This is a genomic window from Streptomyces sp. NPDC008163 (assembly GCF_042956885.1).
GTDB lineage: Bacteria > Actinomycetota > Actinomycetes > Streptomycetales > Streptomycetaceae > Streptomyces > Streptomyces drozdowiczii_A.
In genome coordinates this window covers 220,241-238,387 of the sequence record NZ_JBIBHG010000008.1, presented here as the reverse complement: position 1 = coordinate 238,387, position 18,147 = coordinate 220,241, and the positions used below count along the sequence as shown (strand labels likewise).

16 protein-coding genes are annotated in these 18,147 nt (G+C 70.8%); 12 read left to right on the top strand and 4 right to left on the bottom strand.

Annotation, left to right across the window (positions count from 1 at the left end; translation table 11 throughout):
• The 5 genes from glmU (at position 1) to ACFZAT_RS19725 (ending at position 4,560) form a co-directional block, all read left to right on the top strand.
• Positions 1-1,449 carry a bifunctional UDP-N-acetylglucosamine diphosphorylase/glucosamine-1-phosphate N-acetyltransferase GlmU gene (gene glmU, locus ACFZAT_RS19745; RefSeq protein WP_391265502.1) on the top strand — a complete coding sequence of 483 codons (1,449 nt, stop codon included), beginning with the start codon at positions 1-3 and terminating at the stop codon, positions 1,447-1,449.
• A gap of 120 nt (positions 1,450-1,569) precedes the next feature.
• Entirely contained in the window at positions 1,570-2,544 is a 975-nt protein-coding gene (locus ACFZAT_RS19740) for a ribose-phosphate diphosphokinase (protein WP_073968578.1), read from the top strand.
• A gap of 205 nt (positions 2,545-2,749) precedes the next feature.
• Complete coding sequence (locus tag ACFZAT_RS19735) at positions 2,750-3,337, top strand: 50S ribosomal protein L25/general stress protein Ctc (RefSeq protein WP_391265501.1); 588 nt, start codon at positions 2,750-2,752, stop codon at positions 3,335-3,337.
• Positions 3,338-3,441: 104 nt separating this feature from the next.
• Positions 3,442-4,035 carry an aminoacyl-tRNA hydrolase gene (pth, locus tag ACFZAT_RS19730; RefSeq protein ID WP_391265500.1) on the top strand — a complete coding sequence of 198 codons (594 nt, stop codon included), beginning with the start codon at positions 3,442-3,444 and terminating at the stop codon, positions 4,033-4,035.
• Positions 4,036-4,089: 54 nt separating this feature from the next.
• On the top strand, positions 4,090-4,560 hold the full coding sequence (locus tag ACFZAT_RS19725) for a hypothetical protein (protein WP_391265499.1): 471 nt from the start codon (positions 4,090-4,092) through the stop codon (positions 4,558-4,560).
• Positions 4,561-4,655: 95 nt separating this feature from the next.
• Here ACFZAT_RS19725 and ppc read toward each other — a convergent pair whose 3' ends face one another.
• Entirely contained in the window at positions 4,656-7,385 is a 2,730-nt protein-coding gene (ppc, locus tag ACFZAT_RS19720) for a phosphoenolpyruvate carboxylase (RefSeq protein WP_391265498.1), read from the bottom strand.
• A gap of 334 nt (positions 7,386-7,719) precedes the next feature.
• Between ppc and ACFZAT_RS19715 the strand changes: the two genes are divergently transcribed.
• From ACFZAT_RS19715 to ACFZAT_RS19695, 5 genes are all read left to right on the top strand, one after another.
• Positions 7,720-8,703, top strand: coding sequence for a fatty acid desaturase (locus tag ACFZAT_RS19715; protein ID WP_391265497.1), 984 nt, complete (start codon positions 7,720-7,722; stop codon positions 8,701-8,703).
• A complete protein-coding gene (locus ACFZAT_RS19710; protein ID WP_391265496.1) occupies positions 8,700-9,383 on the top strand; it encodes a TetR family transcriptional regulator in 684 nt (227 codons plus the stop codon). The genes ACFZAT_RS19715 and ACFZAT_RS19710 overlap by 4 nt, the downstream gene beginning before the upstream one ends.
• 180 nt (positions 9,384-9,563) lie before the next feature.
• The gene (locus ACFZAT_RS19705) at positions 9,564-11,306 is read left to right on the top strand and encodes an FG-GAP-like repeat-containing protein (protein WP_391265495.1); all 1,743 of its coding nucleotides are present in this window, start codon (positions 9,564-9,566) and stop codon (positions 11,304-11,306) included.
• Positions 11,307-11,482: 176 nt separating this feature from the next.
• Entirely contained in the window at positions 11,483-13,243 is a 1,761-nt protein-coding gene (locus tag ACFZAT_RS19700) for an FG-GAP-like repeat-containing protein (RefSeq protein WP_391265619.1), read from the top strand.
• Positions 13,244-13,338: 95 nt separating this feature from the next.
• Complete coding sequence (locus ACFZAT_RS19695; protein WP_391265618.1) at positions 13,339-15,000, top strand: FG-GAP-like repeat-containing protein; 1,662 nt, start codon at positions 13,339-13,341, stop codon at positions 14,998-15,000.
• Positions 15,001-15,059: 59 nt separating this feature from the next.
• On the opposite strand, the gene ACFZAT_RS19690 is transcribed toward ACFZAT_RS19695, so the two are convergent.
• Positions 15,060-15,425 (bottom strand): VOC family protein, encoded by a 366-nt coding sequence (locus tag ACFZAT_RS19690; RefSeq protein WP_391265494.1) that lies wholly within the window; start codon positions 15,423-15,425, stop codon positions 15,060-15,062.
• A complete protein-coding gene (locus ACFZAT_RS19685) occupies positions 15,422-16,222 on the bottom strand; it encodes a trans-aconitate 2-methyltransferase (protein WP_391265493.1) in 801 nt (266 codons plus the stop codon). The genes ACFZAT_RS19690 and ACFZAT_RS19685 overlap by 4 nt, the downstream gene beginning before the upstream one ends.
• Positions 16,223-16,310: 88 nt before the next feature.
• Between ACFZAT_RS19685 and ACFZAT_RS19680 the strand changes: the two genes are divergently transcribed.
• On the top strand, positions 16,311-16,808 hold the full coding sequence (locus ACFZAT_RS19680; protein ID WP_073864884.1) for a MarR family winged helix-turn-helix transcriptional regulator: 498 nt from the start codon (positions 16,311-16,313) through the stop codon (positions 16,806-16,808).
• Here ACFZAT_RS19680 and ACFZAT_RS19675 read toward each other — a convergent pair.
• On the bottom strand, positions 16,767-17,573 hold the full coding sequence (locus ACFZAT_RS19675; RefSeq protein ID WP_391265617.1) for a LuxR C-terminal-related transcriptional regulator: 807 nt from the start codon (positions 17,571-17,573) through the stop codon (positions 16,767-16,769). The genes ACFZAT_RS19680 and ACFZAT_RS19675 overlap by 42 nt on opposite strands.
• 131 nt (positions 17,574-17,704) lie before the next feature.
• On the opposite strand from ACFZAT_RS19675, the gene ACFZAT_RS19670 reads away from it, so the two are divergent.
• Positions 17,705-18,145: a GNAT family N-acetyltransferase gene (locus ACFZAT_RS19670; RefSeq protein WP_391265492.1), complete on the top strand. Its 441-nt coding sequence runs from the start codon at positions 17,705-17,707 to the stop codon at positions 18,143-18,145.
• Positions 18,146-18,147 lie beyond the last annotated feature (2 nt).

Genomic DNA, 18,147 nt, shown 5'->3' with positions numbered 1-18,147 from the left:
GTGAGCTCCGTACGCCCGGCAGCCGTCGTCGTCCTCGCAGCGGGTGAGGGCACCCGCATGAAGTCGAAGACCCCCAAGGTTCTGCACGAGATCTCCGGGCGCTCGCTCGTCGGTCATGTCGTCGCCGCCTCCCGCGAGCTGGACCCCCAGCACCTCGTCGTGGTCGTCGGCCACGCGCACGAGCAGGTCACCGCTCACCTCACCGGCGCCGACGCGCAGGTGCGTACCGCCTTCCAGGCCGAGCAGAAGGGCACCGGGAACGCGGTGCGGGTCGCGCTCGACGAGCTGGGCGGGACCGTCGAGGGCACCGTCGTCGTCGTGTGCGGGGACACCCCGCTGCTGTCCGGCGAGACCCTGGGCGCCCTCGCCGCCACGCACACCGCCGACGGCAACGCGGTCACCGTGCTCAGCGCCGAGGTCCCCGACTCCACCGGCTACGGGCGGATCGTGCGCGACGCGGCCTCCGGCGCGGTCACCGAGATCGTGGAGCACAAGGACGCGAGCGACGAGCAGCGGGCGATCCGGGAGATCAACTCCGGGGTGTTCGCGTTCGACGGGAAGCTCCTCGCCGAGGCGCTCGGCCAGGTGCGGACGGACAACAGCCAGGGCGAGGAGTACCTCACCGACGTGCTGTCGATCCTGCGCGAGGCCGGGCACCGGGTCGGCGCCTGCGTGGCGGGCGACCACCGCGAGATCCTGGGCATCAACAACCGCGTCCAGCTGGCGGAGGCCCGCCGGCTGCTGAACCAGCGGCTGCTCGAGCGCGCCATGACGGCCGGTGTGACCGTGGTCGACCCCGGCTCGACGCTGATCGACGTCACGGTGACCTTCGAGCGGGACGCGATCGTGCACCCCGGGACCCAACTGCTGGGCGCCACGCACCTCGGGGAGGACGCCGAGGTCGGCCCGAACTCTCGGCTGACGGACACCGTCGTGCACGCGGGCGCGCGGGTGGACAACACGGTGGCGGACGGTGCCGAGGTGGGCCCGGGCGCGCTGGTGGGCCCGTACGCCTACCTGCGGCCGGGCACCAAGCTGGGCCCGAAGGCCAAGGCGGGGACGTACGTCGAGATGAAGAACGCGACGATCGGCGAGGGGACCAAGGTCCCGCACCTGTCGTACGTGGGCGACGCCACCATCGGCGACCACACCAACATCGGCGCCGCGAGCGTGTTCGTGAACTACGACGGGGTGGCCAAGCACCACACGACGATCGGGTCGCACTGCCGTACCGGGTCGGACAATATGTTTGTGGCGCCTGTCACGGTCGGGGACGGGGTTTACACCGCCGCGGGCTCGGTCATCACGAAGGACGTACCGTCCGGTTCGCTGGCCGTGGCCCGGGGCCAGCAAAGGAATATCGAGGGTTGGGTGGCGCGCAAGCGTCCGGGAAGCGCCGCCGCGCAGGCGGCTCAGGCGGCGGAGGAGAGGCCGGCCGGCGAAAGCTGACCGGAAACAGGTGCGTCGCGCACCGCGTACCGTGATAGATGCTCACCCCATTTCGGCTGGCTCGTTGCACATCGGGACATCTGCGTGCGGCGCCAGGAACACGTCTGAGGAGACTGTGCTGTGACCGGGATCAAGACGACCGGCGAGAAGAAACTGATGCTCTTCTCCGGCCGCGCCCACCCCGAGCTGGCCGAGGAGGTCGCGCACCAGCTGGGTGTCGGCCTCGTGCCGACGAAGGCCTTCGATTTCGCCAACGGTGAGATCTACGTCCGCTTCCAGGAGTCGGCGCGTGGCGCGGACTGCTTCCTGATCCAGAGCCACACGGCTCCGATCAACAAGTGGATCATGGAGCAGCTGATCATGATCGACGCGCTGAAGCGCGCGTCGGCCCGCTCGATCACGGTGATCGTGCCGTTCTACGGTTACGCCCGCCAGGACAAGAAGCACCGCGGCCGCGAGCCGATCTCGGCCCGTCTGATCGCGGACCTGATGAAGACGGCGGGCGCGGACCGCATCCTCACCGTGGACCTGCACACGGACCAGATCCAGGGCTTCTTCGACGGCCCGGTCGACCACCTCTTCGCGCTGCCGATCCTGGCGGACTACGTGGGCGCCAAGGTGGACCGTTCCAAGCTGACGATCGTCTCGCCGGACGCCGGCCGCGTGCGCGTCGCCGACCGCTGGTGCGACCGGCTCGACGCCCCGCTGGCGATCGTGCACAAGCGCCGTGACAAGGACGTCGCCAACCAGGTGACCGTCCACGAGGTCGTCGGCAATGTGAAGGGCCGGGTCTGTGTCCTGGTCGACGACATGATCGACACCGGCGGCACCATCTGCGCCGCCGCCGACGCCCTGTTCGCGCACGGCGCCGAGGACGTCATAGTGACGGCGACGCACGGTGTGCTCTCGGGCCCCGCCGCGGACCGCCTGAAGAACTCGAAGGTCAGCGAGTTCGTGTTCACGGACACCCTGCCGACGCCGGGTGAGCTGGAGCTCGACAAGATCAAGGTGCTCTCGATCGCCCCGACGATCGCCCGCGCGGTGCGTGAGGTCTTCGAGGACGGCTCGGTCACGAGCCTCTTCGAGGAGCAGTAGGAGCGGCAGGACCGGGGCGGCGAATGCGCCGCCGTTGATCCACTTTGGGGTGCGGCCTCCCCGCCGGGTAGACTCAGCGAGTTGCTCGGCGAGGGAGGCCGTACTCATGTACGGCGATCCGTTATCGGCGCGCTCTTCGTAGCAGGCCAGTAGGTGTTGGCCGGGTGACCGTCCGTATTTCCGTCACCCCACGAGGAGTGCCACCATGGCCGAGATCAAGCTCGCCGCCCAGGTCCGTACCGAGTTCGGCAAGGGTGCCGCCCGTCGCGCGCGTCGCGCCAGCCAGGTCCCCGCGGTCGTCTACGGCCACGGTGCCGAGTCCGTCCACATCACGCTTCCGGCCCACGAGCTGCAGCTCGCGCTCCGTACCGCCAACGTCCTGATCGGCATCGAGCTCGACGGCAAGGACGCCCTGGTCATCCCCAAGGCCGTGCAGCGCAACCCGCTCAAGGGCGACATCGAGCACGTCGACCTGCTGACCGTGAAGCGCGGCGAGAAGGTCAACGTCGAGATCGCGGTCAACGCCGAGGGCGACCTGGCCCCGGGCGGCAACCTGCTGGAGTACGTGCAGGCGACCCTGCTCGTCGAGGCCGAGGCCACCCACATCCCCGAGTCCGTCACGGTCTCCGTGCAGGGTCTGGACGCCGGTGCGTCGATCCTCGCCAAGGACATCCCGCTGCCCAAGGGCTCCGTGCTCGCCGGTGACGAGGACGCCATCGTGCTCCAGGTCGTCGCCGCGCAGGCCGAGGAGCCGGCCGCCGAGTCCGCCGAGGAGGAGGGCGAGGAGGCCTGAGCCTTCTCCCGCCTGCTTGACTGACGGGGCGGTGGTCTCCCTTCACGAGGGGAGCCGCCGCCCCGTTTTCTGTCCGCTTCCCCTGTACGAGGAGACTTCGCGCGATGTCCGACGCCACCGACCCCTGGCTGATCGTGGGGCTGGGCAATCCCGGCCCCGAGTACGCGGCGAACCGGCACAACGTCGGCTTCATGGTCGCCGACCTGCTCGCCGAGCGGATCGGCGGGAAGTTCAAGCGCGCCCCGAAGGCGCAGGCGCAGGTGCTGGAGGGCCGGGTCGGCCCGCCCGGACCGCTGAGCCGCCGGGTGGTGGTCGCGAAGCCGATGTCGTACATGAATCTGTCCGGCGGCCCGGTGGCGGCGCTGCGGGACTTCTACAAGGTGCCGCTGGACCATGTGGTCGCGGTCCATGACGAGCTGGACATCGACTACGGGACGCTGCGGCTGAAGCTGGGCGGCGGGGACAACGGGCACAACGGGCTGAAGTCGATGACGAAGGCGATGGGTCCGGACTATCACCGGGTGCGGTTCGGGATCGGCCGGCCGCCGGGGCGGATGCAGGTCGCGGACTTCGTGCTGAAGGACTTCTCGTCCACGGAGCGCAAGGAGCTGGCGTTCGAGGTGGACCGGGCGGCGGACGCGGTGGAGTGCCTGCTGGCGGAGGGGCTGGAGCGGGCTCAGTCCGCGTACAACACCTGAGGGATACGGGCCCGGCTTGACCGGTCGTGCGGCTCTGGCCAAGGATCTGGGCCCATGAAGCGGAATCCCTCCCACCGAGCCCTGGTGTACGGCCGCGGTGCGGCGCTCGGCCTCGTCGTCGTGGTATTGCTCGTGGCGGGTGTGCTGACGTCCTGGGACGCGGCGCACCACATCGTGCTGGCCAAGGGCCGGGAGCACGGGACGATGACGGTGACGGAGTGCGGCGACGACGTGTGTACGGGGTCGTTCGCGCCGGTGGACGGGGCGGCGGCGCGGTCGCGGGTGTCGGTGGACAGCTCGGTGGCGGCGCGCAAGGGGGACCGTTTCCCGGTGGTGGTGAAGCCGGGGACGGACCAGGTGGTGCGGACGGGGGCGCCGGGGTTCCTGCACGCGTGGGTGCCGCTGGGCGGGGCTCTGGTGCTGGCGGCCCTGGTGATCGGCGGGGGTCTGCGGCTGACGCGGACGGCCTGGGGTACCGGGATCGCGGGCGGGGTGCTCCTGGTGGCGGCGTTCATCGCGCTGTGAGGCGGCGCTGCGGGATCGCGCTGCGAGGCGGCCGCCGGACGTGCGACGGGGCGCGGGGAGGAGTTCCCCGCGCCCCGTCGTCGTGCGGTGCCGGGTCAGCCGGTGTTGCGGAGGCCCGCGGCGACACCGTTGACGGTGAGGAGCAGGGCGCGGGCGAGGAGCGGGTCCTCCTCCTCGCCGGCTTCGGCGGCCTGGCGCTGGCGGGCGAGCAGGGAGACCTGGAGGTAGGAGATCGGGTCCAGGTAGGCGTCGCGGATGTGGAAGGTCTGCTGGAGCACCGGGTTGGTGTCGAGCAGCTTCTCGCCGCCGGTGACGCGCAGGACCTCCTGCACGGTGAGGGCGTGTTCGGCCTCGATGACGTCGAAGACGTGCTTGAGCTCGTCGGGGACGAGGGTGTCGACGTAGTGCCGGGCGATGCGCAGGTCGGTCTTGGCGAGGGTCATCTCGACGTTGGAGATGAAGTTGCGGAAGAAGTGCCACTGTTCGTGCATCTCTTCCAGGACCGTGTCGAGGCCGGCCTCGCGCAGGGCCTTGAGGCCGGAGCCGACACCGAACCAGCCGGGGACGATCTGGCGGGACTGGGTCCAGCCGAAGACCCACGGGATGGCGCGCAGTCCGTCGAGCGAGACGCCGGAGCCGGGGCGGCGGGAGGGCCGCGAGCCGAGGTGCAGGTTGGCGAGCTGGTCCACGGGGGTGGAGGCGAGGAAGTACGACGGGAGGTCGGGGTCCTCGACCAGCTTGCGGTAGGCGGCGTGGGCGGCGTCGGAGACGGTGTCCATGGCCGCGTCCCAGCGGGCCAGGGCCTCGTCGGACTGGCGGGGCGCGGTGTGCAGGGCGGATGCCTGGAGGGTGGCCGCGACGGTCAGTTCCAGGTTCTCCCGGGCGAGCGCGGGGATGAGGTACTTGTCGGAGATGACCTCGCCCTGCTCGGTGACCTTGATCTCGCCCTCCAGGGTGCCCCAGGGCTGGGCGAGGATCGCGTCGTGCGAGGGGCCGCCGCCGCGGCCGACGGTGCCGCCGCGGCCGTGGAAGAGGCGGAGGCGTACGCCGTAGCGGTGGGCGACGTCGCGCAGGCGGCGCTGGGCGCGGTGGATCTCCCACTGGGAGGTGGTGATGCCGCCGAACTTGGAGGAGTCGGAGTAGCCGAGCATGACCTCCTGGACGTCGCCGCGCAGGGAGACGAGGCGTCGGTAGGAGGGGTCGGCGAGCATCTCGTCGAGGATGACGTCGGCGGCGCGGAGCTCGTCGGTGGTCTCCAGGAGCGGGACGATGCCGATCTGGGCCCAGCCGGCGTGGAGGTCGAGGAGGCCGGCCTCGCGGGCGAGGACGGCGGCGGCGAAGACGTCGTCGGCGCCCTGGCACATCGAGATGATGTAGGACTCGATGACCTCGGGGCCGAAGCGCTGGAAGGCTTCCTTGATGGTGTGGAAGACGCCGAGGGTCTTCTCGCCGGCGGCGTCGAGCGGTGCCGGGGTGGGTGCGAGGGGGCGGCGGGAGCGCAGTTCCTTGGCGAGGAGCTTCTGCCGGTAGTCGCGGGGCATGTCGGCGTAGCGCCAGGATTCCTCGCCGAGCCGGTCGAAGAGCTGGCCGAGGGCGTGGTGGTGGGCGTCGGCGTGTTCGCGGACGTCCATGGTGGCGAGCTGGAGGCCGAACGCGGAGAGCGTGCGGATGGTGCGGTCCATGCGGCCGTCGGCGACGATGCCGGCCTTGTGGCGGCGCAGCGAGTCCTGGATGAGGGCGAGGTCGCTGACGAGTTCTGCGGTGCCGAGGTAGTCGCAGCCGGGGCGGTGGGGGCGGCCGGAGGCGAGGCGTTCGCGGGTGTTGACCAGCTTCTGGCGGATGCAGGTGGCCTTGAGCCGGTAGGGCTCCTCGGCGTTCAGCCGCTTGTAGCGGGGGCTGATCTCGGGGAGGAGGTCCAGGTCGGCCTGGAGGGAGGCGAGGAGTTCGTCGGTGGCGCCGGTGTAGCGGATGGAGTTGGAGAGCAGTCCGCGGAGCTGGTCGACCAGTTCGAGGGCGTCGGTGATGCCGTGCTCGTGCTGGAGGATGAGGACGTCCCAGGTGACCTTCGGGGTCACGTTGGGGTTGCCGTCGCGGTCGCCGCCGATCCAGGTGCCGAAGGTGAGGGGGCGGGTGCCGGCGGGGAGTTCGACGCCGACGCGCTCCAGTTCGGCGGCGAGGTCCTCCAGGACGTCGCCGACGGCGTTGGCGTGCAGCTCGTCCAGGTAGTAGATGGCGTTCCGGGCCTCGTCGGTGGGCTCCGGGCGTACGACGCGGAGCTCGTCGGTCTGCCAGATGAGGTCGATGTTCTCGGCGAGCCGGAGGTCCTGGCGGCGGCGGTCGGCCTCGATGACCGGGGTCTCCAGGAGGGCGGCGATGCGGCGGAGCTTGTTGAGGACGGAGCGCCGGGCGGCCTCGGTGGGGTGCGCGGTGAAGACGGGGCGCACGTTGAGGTTCTTGACGGTGGCGCGCAGGTGCTCGGGGTCGGCGTCCTTGAGCCGGTCGGCGGTGCGGGCGAGGAGGCCGCCCTCGGCGGACCGGCGGTCGCGCATCTCGTGGGCGCGGTGGACCTGTTCGGTCACGTTGGCCAGGTGGAAGTAGGTGGAGAAGGCGCGGACGAGCTTGGCGGCGGTCTCCAGGCCGGTGTCGCCGAGGAGCTCGGCCGCGGCCTCGCCGTCGGTGCGGGTCAGGGCGCGGACGCGCTCGACGAGGTCGAGGAGTTCCTGACCCTCCTGGCGTACCAGGGTCTCGCCCAGGAGGTCGCCGAGGCGGCGGATGTCGGCGCGCAGCTCGGGGCTGGCGGCGGGGGTCTGGTCGGCACTGCTCACAGTGTGCGGCTCCTTGCAGTGGTGGTGCACGGGACCCGGGACCGCGGTCGGCGGATGCCGACGCCACCCCGGAAAGCAGGGTGCGGACCGCGCTGTCCGACCTCTCCAGGATAGGTGTCCGTGCTTTCGGTGCTGTTCGCGCCCCGGTCGGGCCTCCGTGTCGGGTAGGGGCCCGGCCGGGGTACGCGGTGTGTGTCTACCCGGTATTCGCGCGTCTGTGCGCGGTGTTTCGTCCTCTCGTGGGCGGGCCTTCGCGCTGCCATACTTACGAGGCCGTAGGTTACGGGTGCGTAACCCGGTTGTCCGTCCCGTTCTCACCCCCAGGGGACTCCCCATGAAGACCAGCCCCGATGTGATCGAGGCCGCCGCCCCGGCGGCCGGTGACCCGGCTCCTCCCTCCGCCACGCTCGGCGGGGACAACAAGCGGTCGATCGAGCAGATCGCGCTCCTGCTGTTCATCGTCCTGCCGTTCGTGGCCCTGGTGGCGGCGGTGCCGCTGGCCTGGGGCCGCGGTGTGAGCTGGCTCGATCTGGGTCTGCTGGTGGCGATGTACTACATCGGCTGCCACGGCATCACGATCGGCTTCCACCGGTACTTCACGCACGGTTCGTTCAAGGCGAAGCGGCCGCTCCGCATCGCCCTGGCGGTGGCCGGTTCGCTGGCCGTCGAGGGTCCGCTGGTGCGCTGGGTGGCCGATCACCGCAAGCACCACCGGTTCTCGGACGCGGAGGGCGACCCGCACTCGCCGTGGCGGTTCGGCGAGACGCTGCCGGCGCTGCTGAAGGGCCTGTGGTGGGCCCACATCGCATGGATGTTCGACGAGGAGCAGACCCCGCAGCAGAAGTACGCGCCGGACCTGGTCAAGGACCCGGCGATCCGCCGGATCTCGCGTCACTTCATGACCTTCACGATCATCTCGCTGGCGATCCCCCCGCTGGTCGGGGGCCTGGTGACGATGTCGTGGTGGGGTGCGGCGACGGCGTTCTTCTGGGGCTCGCTGGTACGGGTGGCGCTGCTGCACCACGTGACGTGGTCGATCAACTCGATCTGCCACGCGGTGGGCAAGCGCCCCTTCAAGTCCCGCGACAAGTCCGGCAACGTGTGGTGGCTGGCGGTCCTGTCCTGCGGCGAGTCCTGGCACAACCTGCACCACGCGGACCCGACGAGCGCCCGGCACGGTGTGATGCGCGGTCAGATCGATTCGAGCGCGCGCCTCATCCGCTGGTTCGAGCAGGCCGGCTGGGCGTACGACGTGCGCTGGCCGGACGAGGCCCGTATCGAGTCCCGGCGCAACCGCGCGGCGGCCGACGCGGCATGATGGACGATGTGGCGACCGACTCCAGCGCAGGCAGCGAGAACACCCGTGCACCGTCCCGGCGGGCCCGCCGGGTGCGGATGACCGGGAAGGAACGCCGCGAGCAGCTGCTGGACATCGGTCGCACCCTGTTCGCCGACAAGGGCTTCGAGGGCACGTCGGTCGAGGAGATCGCGGCCCGCGCGGGGGTGTCGAAGCCGGTCGTCTACGAACACTTCGGCGGCAAGGAGGGGCTGTACGCGGTCGTGGTGGACCGGGAGATGCGCCAGCTCCTGGACATGGTGACCAGCGCCCTGACCGCGGGGCACCCCCGGGAGCTCCTGGAGCAGGCGGCGTTCGCGCTCCTCGACTACATCGAGACGTACACCGACGGCTTCCGCATCCTGGTCCGGGACTCGCCGGTCGCCCAGTCGACGGGCACCTTCGCCTCCCTGATCAGCGACATCGCGACCCAGGTCGAGGACATCCTCGGCCTGGAGTTCAAGGCCCGGGGCTTCGATCCGAAGCTGGCCCCGCTGTACGCGCAGGCGCTGGTGGGCATGGTGGCGCTGACCGGCCAGTGGTGGGTGAACGCGCGCAAGCCGAAGAAGGCGGAGGTCGCGGCCCATCTGGTGAACCTGGCCTGGCACGGCCTGGAGAACCTGGAGTCGAAGCCGCGGCTGATAGGGCACCGCAAGAGCTGATAGCCGAAGCAGTCTTGTTTCATCGGTAAACCACTTCAGTCCCGGCAGTCACAGTTGTAGAGTCTGTGAACATCCCGGGAATGCCTCACCCTGCGCGTGACGCACTTGTGAAGGCCGTTCTCCCGGTTCCACCACGTGACCCCTGGGGGGGCTTTGACTTCTGTGGAACCCGGCCGCGCCATGCCCGCACGCTCGAAGCGTGCGCGGCGGCTCGCCGCCTGCACCGCACTCGTTCTCTCGGCCGGCATGCTGCTGGCCGCTCCGGCCTCGGCCGATGACGCGGCGCCCGCGCCGCACCGCGCCACCCAGCCCCGCGTCCCCGCCCTCGACGCGCAGCCCACGCTGACCCTGCCCGCGCCCACCGCGAAGAAGAAGTCGCGGGCGGCGGGCGTGGAAGGCGCGCAGGCGGCGGTCGTTCCCGCCCTGCCGCGTTTCGACGTGGACGGCGACGGCTACAGCGACACGCTGTACCGCGGTATCGACGGGCACTACTACCTCATTCCGGCGAACGGGGCGGACTCCTACGAGTTCACCGTGAACACCGGTGACTACGAGGAGCGGCTCAAGGACGTCATCACGCCGGGCGACCTGAACGGCGACGGCACGCCCGAGCTGCTCACCCTGTCCGCGGGCGGCAAGCTCTCGATCCACCAGCTCCTGGGCACCAGCACCGCCGGCTACGCGGACTGGTCCGGGACCGGCTGGCAGAAGTACAACAAGGTCGTCGCCGCCGGTGACCTGACCGGCGACGGCCGCGGCGACCTGCTCGCCCGTACGCCGTCCGGCGACATCTACCTGTACGCGGCCACCGGCAACGTCAGCGGGGCGCCCTTCAAGGCCGGCGTCAAGGTGGGCTACGGCTGGGGCTCGTACGACCAGATCGTCGGCGCGAGCGACGTCAACGGCGACGGGATCGGTGACCTCTACACCCGTACGCCGGCCGGTGACCTCTACTACTACGCGGGCACCGGAAAGGCCTCGTCGCCGTACAAGGCCCGTGTCAAGGCCGGGTACGGGTACGACACGTACAACCAGATCATCGCCACGGACGACTACACCGGCGACGGCCTGGGCGACCTGATGGCCCGTACGCCCGGCGGCACGCTGTACTTCTACGAGTCCACCGGCTACGGCACCTTCCTCAAGCGGGAGGAGGGCGGCACCGACTGGAACGCCGCGTCCCTCTTCGCGGGCCAGGGCGGCAACCCGGACTTCGGCAAGAACGAGCTGATGACCCGTACCAAGGGCGGCACGCTCTACTGGTACTACGCGAAGAACAACGGGAAGCTCAGCGCCCGCATCCAGGCGAGCGACAGCGGCGGCTGGGCCGGGGCGAGCATCAACTTCCCGTCGTCGCTCGACAACGACGGTTACGCCGAGCTGCTGGAGACGTACGACGGCACGCTCTACAACCAGGGTTCGAGCCTCGGCGGCGGCTGGAGCGGCTACACCGCCCTCGTGGGCCCCGGCGACCTGAGCGGCGACGGCAAGGGCGACCTGCTCGGCCGCACCAAGTCCGGCGACCTGTACCTGTTCAAGGGCAACGGGCTCGGCACCAAGCTCGCGGCCAGGATCAAGGTCGGCTACGGCTTCAACACGTACAACAAGATCGTCGGCGCCGGTGACCTCAGCGGCGACGGCATCGCGGACGTCGTGGCCCGCGACACCAAGGGCAACCTGTACCTGTACAAGGGCACGGGCAGCGCCACCAAGCCGCTCAAGGCCCGCGTCAAGCTCGGCTACGGCTACAACACGTACAAGCAGTTCGCTGCCCCGGGCGACCTGGACGGCGACGGCAAGGCCGACCTGGTCGGCGTCGACGGCAAGGGCGACGTGTACCGCTACTCGTCCACCGGCACCGGCCAGGTCGAGAAGCGCGTCAAGATCGGCTACGGCTGGGACATCTACAACGGTCTCTACTAGAACCTGGCCCAGGCCGGTCCGGCCGCCGGACCACGACGCCCCGTTCCCGCCCGCGCGGGGGCGGGGCGTTGTAGAGTCTGGGCACATCCCGGGAACGCTTCACCCTGCACGTACCGTGCCCGTGAAAGCGTTTGCCCCGGTTCCACCACTTCACCCCTGGGGGGGCTTTGACTTCTGTGGAACCCGGCCGTTCCGTCGCGCGCTCGAAGCGCGCGAGCCGGATAGCGGCCTGCACCGCACTCGTGCTCTCCGCCGGCATGCTGCTGGCGGCCCCGGCCTCGGCCGATGACTCGGCGCCCGCCCCGAGCGGCGCCACCGCGCAGCACACCGCCGAGCGCGGCGGTCAGCCGACGCTCAGCCTGCCGAAGCGCGCGGCGAAGAAGAAGTCCGGCGCCGCCTCCGTGCCCGGCAAGCAGTCCCCGTCCTCCGTCGTCCCGGCCGAGCCGCGCGGCGACCTGGACGGCGACGGCGTCGGCGACATGCTGTACCGGGGTCTGGACGGCACCACGTACGCCGTCACGGGCACCTCGGACTCGCACCCGTACACGATCAACAGCGACGACCAGTTCGAGACGCCCAAGGACATCATCACGCCGGGCGACCTCGACGGCGGCGGCATGGCCGAGGTCCTGACGCTGTCGGCGTCGGGCACGCTCTCGCTCTACCAGAGCTGGGGCGCGGACGGCACCGGCTACGTCACCTGGTCGGGCAGCGGCTGGCAGAAGTACAACAAGGTCTCCGCCCCCGGCGACCTGGACGGCGACGGCCGCGGCGACCTGCTCGCGCGTACGCCCTCCGGCGACGTCTACGTCTACATCTCCACCGGCAACGTGGACAGCGCGCCCTTCAAGGCCGGTGTCAAGGTGGGCTACGGATGGAACGTCTACGACCAGATCGTGGGCGCCAACGATCTCAATGGCGACGGCCTGGGCGACATCATCGCCCGCACGCCGGCGGGTGACGTCTACTTCTACGCCGCCACCGGCGACGCCGCGAAGCCCTTCAAGGCGCGCGTCAAGGTCGGCTACGGCTGGGACATCTACAACCAGCTGATCAGCTTCGACGACATCGACGGCGACGGCCTGGGCGACATCGTCGCCCGTAAGCCGGGCGGCACGCTCTACACGTACTTCTCCGCGGGCGAAGGCTCCTTCAGGCCGCGCGTCGAAGGCGGGACGGGCTGGAACGCGGCGGCGCTCATCGCCGGCGCGGGCGGCAACCCGGCCTTCGGGAAGCAGGAGCTGGAGGCGCGTACCACGGGCGGCAGCCTGTACTGGTACCAGAGCCGGAACAACCAGAACTTCTTCCCGCGTCAGCTGGACAGCTCGGACACCGGCTGGAACCAGGTGAGCCTGTCGCTGGCCTCCTCGCTGGACAGCGACGGCTGGGGCGACCTGCTCCAGGTCTACAACGGCACCCTCTGGGTCGGCGCCGAGGAGATCGGCTCCGGCTGGCAGGTCTACAACAGCCTGACCGGCCCCGGCGACCTGAGCGGTGACGGCAAGGGCGACGTGCTGGCCCGCGACACCAAGGGCGACCTGTACCTGTACAAGGGCAACGGCCTCGGTACGAAGTTCGCGGCCAAGGTCAAGGTCGGCTACGGCTTCAACACGTACAACAAGATCGTCGGCGCCGGGGACCTCAGCGGCGACGGCATCGCGGACGTCGTGGCCCGCGCGACGGACGGCACGCTCTACCTCTACAAGGGCACCGGCGACGCCGCCAAGCCGCTCTCGGCCCGCTCCAAGATCGGCACCGGCTACGACATCTACAAGCAGTTCGCCGCCCCCGGCGACCTCGACGGCGACGGCAAGGCCGACCTCGTGGGCGTCGACGGCAAGGGCGACGTGTACCGCTACTCGTCCACCGGCACCGGCACGATCGCCCAGCGCGTCAAGATCGGCTACGGCTGGGACATCTACAACGGCCTGTACTAGGCCCGTATGACCGCGTGATCGCGGCAACTCACCGCGCCCCGTCCCCGCACCCGCGGGGGCGGGGCGCTGTCACCCCAGGGGGGGCTTTGAATTCTGTGGAACCCGGCCGTTCCGCCGTGCGCCCGAAGCGCGCGAGCCGAACAGCGGCCTGCACCGCACTCGTTCTCACCGCCGGCATGCTGCTGGCGGCCCCGGCCTCGGCCGATGGCCCGGCGTCGGGTACGCCGGGTGCGCAGTCCCCGTCCTCCGTCGTCCCGGCCAAGCCGCTGCGCGACCTGGACGGGGACGGTGTCAGCAACATGCTGTACCGCGACCTGGACGGCATCCTTTACACCTCGACGAAGTCGTACGGCACACACCCGTACGACATCGACAGTGCCGACCCGCACGAGATGTTCAAGGACATCATCACGCCGGGCGACCTGGACGGCGACGGAAAGCCGGAGATCCTGGGACTGTCGGTCTCGGGCAAGCTCTCGCTCTTCCGGAGCACGGGCGAGAAGGGCACCGGTCGCGCCACCTGGTCGGGCAACGGCTGGCAGAAGTACAACAAGGTCGTCGCCCCCGGCGACCTGGACGGCGACGGCCGCGCCGACCTGATCGCACGTACGCCCTCCGGTGACACCTACGTCTACATCTCCACCGGCTCGGTGAAGAGCGCGCCCTTCAAGGCGGGCGTCAAGGTGGGCTACGGCTGGAACGTCTACGACCAGATCGTGGGCACCAACGACGTCAACCGCGACGGGCTGGGCGACATCATCACCCGCACGCCCGCCGGTGACGTGTACTTCTACGCGGGCACCGGCGACGCGGCGAAGCCCTTCAAGGCACGCGTGAAGGTCGGCTACGGCTGGGACGTCTACAACCAGATCGTCGGCGTCGACGACCTCGACGGCGACGGCCTGGGCGACCTCGTCACGCGCAGGCCGAACGGCGACAGCTACGTGTACCACTCCATCGGCGACGGCACCTTCAGGGCGCGCGAGGCCAGTAGCACGGGCCGGAACGGGGCAGCTCTGTTCGTCGGCGAGGGCGGCAACCCGGACTGGGGCAAGCACATGGTCCTGGTCCGCACCAAGGCCGGCGGCCTGTACTGGTACGACTCCGCCAACAACGGCCAGTTCCTTCCGCGCGGGCACAACGGCGACGACGAGGGCTGGAACAAGGTGGGCCTGGCGCTGGCGTCGTCCCTCAACAACGGTGGCGGGGCCGACCTGGTCCAGAACTACGACGGCACGCTCATCATCGACGACGAATACCTCGGCACCGGCTGGCAGGTCTACAACAACCTCACCGGTCCGGGCGACCTCAGCGGTGACGGCAACGGCGACCTGCTGGCCCGCGACACGAAGGGCGACCTGTACCTGTACAGGGGCAACGGGCTCGGTACGGAGTTCGCGGCCAAGGTCAAGGTGGGCTACGGCTACGACACGTACACCGCGCTCGTCGGCTCCGGAGACCTCAGCGGCGACGGCATCGCGGACGTCGTGGCCCGCGACACCAAGGGCGACCTGTACCTCTACAAGGGCACGGGCAACGCGGCGAAGCCGCTTTCGGCCCGAGTCAAGATCGGCTACGGCTACAACACGTACAAGCAGATCGCCGCGCCGGGCGACCTGGACGGCGACGGCTTCGGCGATCTGATCGGCGTCGACGGCAAGGGCGACGTGTACCGCTACTCGTCCACCGGCACCGGCCAGGTCGAGAAGCGCGTCAAGATCGGCTACGGCTGGGACATCTACAACGGCGTGTTCTAGACCCGCGCGACCCACGGCGCCCCGTTCCCGCGCTTGCGGGGGCGGGGCGCTGCCGTGTCTCAGCCCGTCACCGGCTCCAGGAACTCCAGCCGGTTGCCCACCGGGTCGTGGCTGTAGAAGCGGCGGTGGCCCGGCAGGCCGTCGTCCCAGACCACCTCGGCGCCGCGCTCGGCCAGCCGGGCCGCGTACGCCCCGATGTCCGTGACGCGCAGGCCCGGGTGCGCCTTGCGGGCCGGGCGGAAGTCCGCCTCGATGCCCAGGTGCAGCTGGACCGGACCGGCGGCGAACCAGCAGCCGCCCCGGGCCGCGAGCACCGGTGGCTTCGGGATCTCCGTCATGCCGAGGACGTCCGTGTAGTACGCGCGCAGGACTTCCTCGCTGCCTGCCGGGGCGGCGAGCTGGACGTGGTCGAGCGAGGCGATCATCGGTGCTCCCGGCGGGCGACGGCGAAGATGCGGCGGAAGGGGAAGACCGTGCCGTGCGGGCTCTTCGGGTAAGCCGCGCGCAGCCGGTCGCGGTAGTCGGCGAGGAAGGCGTCCCGGGCCTCCTCGTCGTCGGCGAGGGCGGTGAGTACGGGGCGCAGCCCGGTGCCCTTGACCCAGTCCAGGACGGGGTCCTCGCCCGGGAGCAGGTGGAGGTACGTGGTCTCCCAGACGTCGGCCGTGGTGCCGGAGCCGGTCAGCGCGTCCAGGTATCCGGCGGGGTCGAGCACGGCGTCCGCGTGGCGCAGCAGGCCGCCGAGCCGGGGGCGCCAGCGCGGGGACCGTGCGAGTTCGCGCATCAGGACGTGCGAGGGCTGGTCGAAGTTGCCGGGGACCTGGAGGGCGAGGGTGCCGCCGGGGAGCAGGGCGTCCAGCCAGAGCGGCAGCCGGGCGGCGTGGCCGGGGACCCACTGGAGCAGGGCGTTGGAGACGATCAGGCCGTACGGCTCCGAGGGGGTCCAGGTGGCCGCGTCGGCCTCGGCGAAGTCCAGCAGCTCCGTGGCGTGGGCGCGGGCCCTCTCCAGCATCTGCGGGGAGTTGTCGTAGCCGGTGATCCGGGCGTGCGGCCAGCGTGCGGCGAGCAGCGCGGTGACGTTTCCGGCGCCGCAGCCGAGGTCCGCGATGCGGGGCGCGGGCGTGCCGGGCGGGTCGGGAACGCGGGCCAGCAGGTCGTGGAAGGGGCGGGTGCGGTGGTCCGCGTGGCGCAGGTACTGCTGCGGGTCCCAGAGGGGTGCGGTCATGGGTTCCAGGATGATCAGAGAATATCTTGATGTCAAGACACTTGAATTCAAGAGACTTCATGTCGACAGACCATCTACACTGATCCACATGGAGGACGAGGTCGACCGTCTGGTCGCTGCATGGCGCCGCGAGCGCCCCGACCTCGACGTGGAACCGCTCGAGGTCCTCAGCCGCGTCTCCCGCCTGGCCCGCCACCTCGACCGGGCCCGCCGCATCGCCTTCGCCGAGCACCAGCTCGAACCGTGGGAGTTCGACGTGCTCACCTCGCTGCGCCGGGCCGGTGCCCCGTATCAGCTCTCCCCCGGCCAGCTGCTCACCCAGACCCTGGTCACCTCGGGCACGATGACCAACCGCATCGACCGGCTCACCAAGAAGAACCTGGTCGAGCGGCTGCCCGACCCCAGCGACCGGCGCGGCGTCCTGGTCCGGCTCACCGCCGAGGGCCGCGACAAGGCCGACCAGTCGCTGGCGGGCCTCCTCGCCCAGGAGCGCGCCATCCTCGGCGAGCTCTCCCGCCAGCAGCGCGCCGAACTGGCCGGACTGCTACGCCAGTTGACCGCCCCGTTCGACAACATCCCCGGCTAGCCCGGGCTCCTCCTCCAGGTCGGCGGGGCCGACGCCCGCGCGTCTGGCCAGCGCCACGGCGGCCAGTGTCGAGTGGACGTCCAGCTTCCCCAGCACGTTCTGCATGTGCGTCCGCACGGTGTGCGGGGAGAGGAACAGCCGCTCCGCGACCGCCTTGCGGCCCAGCCCCGCCACCATGCACCGCAGCACCTCGCGCTCGCGCGGGGTCAGCGACTCGACCAGCTTCTCGCTCTCGGAGCGGTGCTTGCGGTCGGCCAGCAGCTCCCGCAGCACCTCCGTCAGCAGCGCGGCGGGCAGATGCGTCTCGTCGCGCAGCACACCCCGGATCACCGCGAGGAGCCGTTGCAGCGAGCTGTCCTTGGCGACCCAGCCGCAGGCCCCGGCCTGGAGGGCGAGGGCGGCCCGGGCCGGGTCGTCCTTCTCGGCGAGCACCACCGTACGCACCGAGGGACGCGCCGCGCGGACCGCGCCGACCAGGGCGATCCCGTCGACCGGACCGGCCATGCCGGGCCCGGAGCGCGGGGCGGGCACCGGGACCGGGCCCCCGCCGGTGCGGGCGGGCACGGCGGTGGCGCCCAGCTCCGCGTCGGCCAGCAGCACGTCGTATCCCCGGCCCTCGGCCGCCGCGCGCTCCAGGCAGCGCAGCGCCGCCGGGCCGCTGCCGGCCGCGGCCACCTCGACGTCCGGCTCGGCCGCGAGCGCGGCGGCCAGCGATTCGGCGAAGATCCGGTGGTCGTCCACCACGAGAACCCGGATTCGGGCCACAGGCACCCCCCTGCTGTGTATGACAGGAGCACCCGAAGCAGGCCCCCCGCCGCGCTCAGCGTACGGGCGGGGGCACCGGGGAGAAGGTAATTGGCGGAACTTGTCCGGGGGTGCGCCCTAGGGTGGGGCGCATGTTCCGTCTTGAGACAGAAGTGGACAAGGAACGGCGTGCCCAGCTGCACCGGCTGCTGCGGGACGACAACACCGCGCGCTCCCCGCAGATGCGGGCCCTGCGCTCCCCGGAAGCGCAGGAGGAGCCGCTGCACGTCTGGGCGCTGGACGCGCGGGGGCGCCTCGCGGGCGGTCTCGCGGCCCGGACCTGGGCGAGCTGGCTCCATCTGGAGCTGCTGTGGGTCGATACCGCGCACCGGGGTTCCGGCCTCGGCGCGCGGCTGCTCGCCGAGGCGGAACGGGTGGCCCGGACGGACCGGGCCTGCGTCCGCTCCCGGGTGGAGACCTGGGACTTCCAGGCCCCCGGCTTCTACCGCAAGCAGGGGTACGAGGTGCGCGGCCGGGTCGAGGACTTCCCGCCGGGCGTCACGGAGTTCACCCTCACCAAGGAGCTCGGCTGACC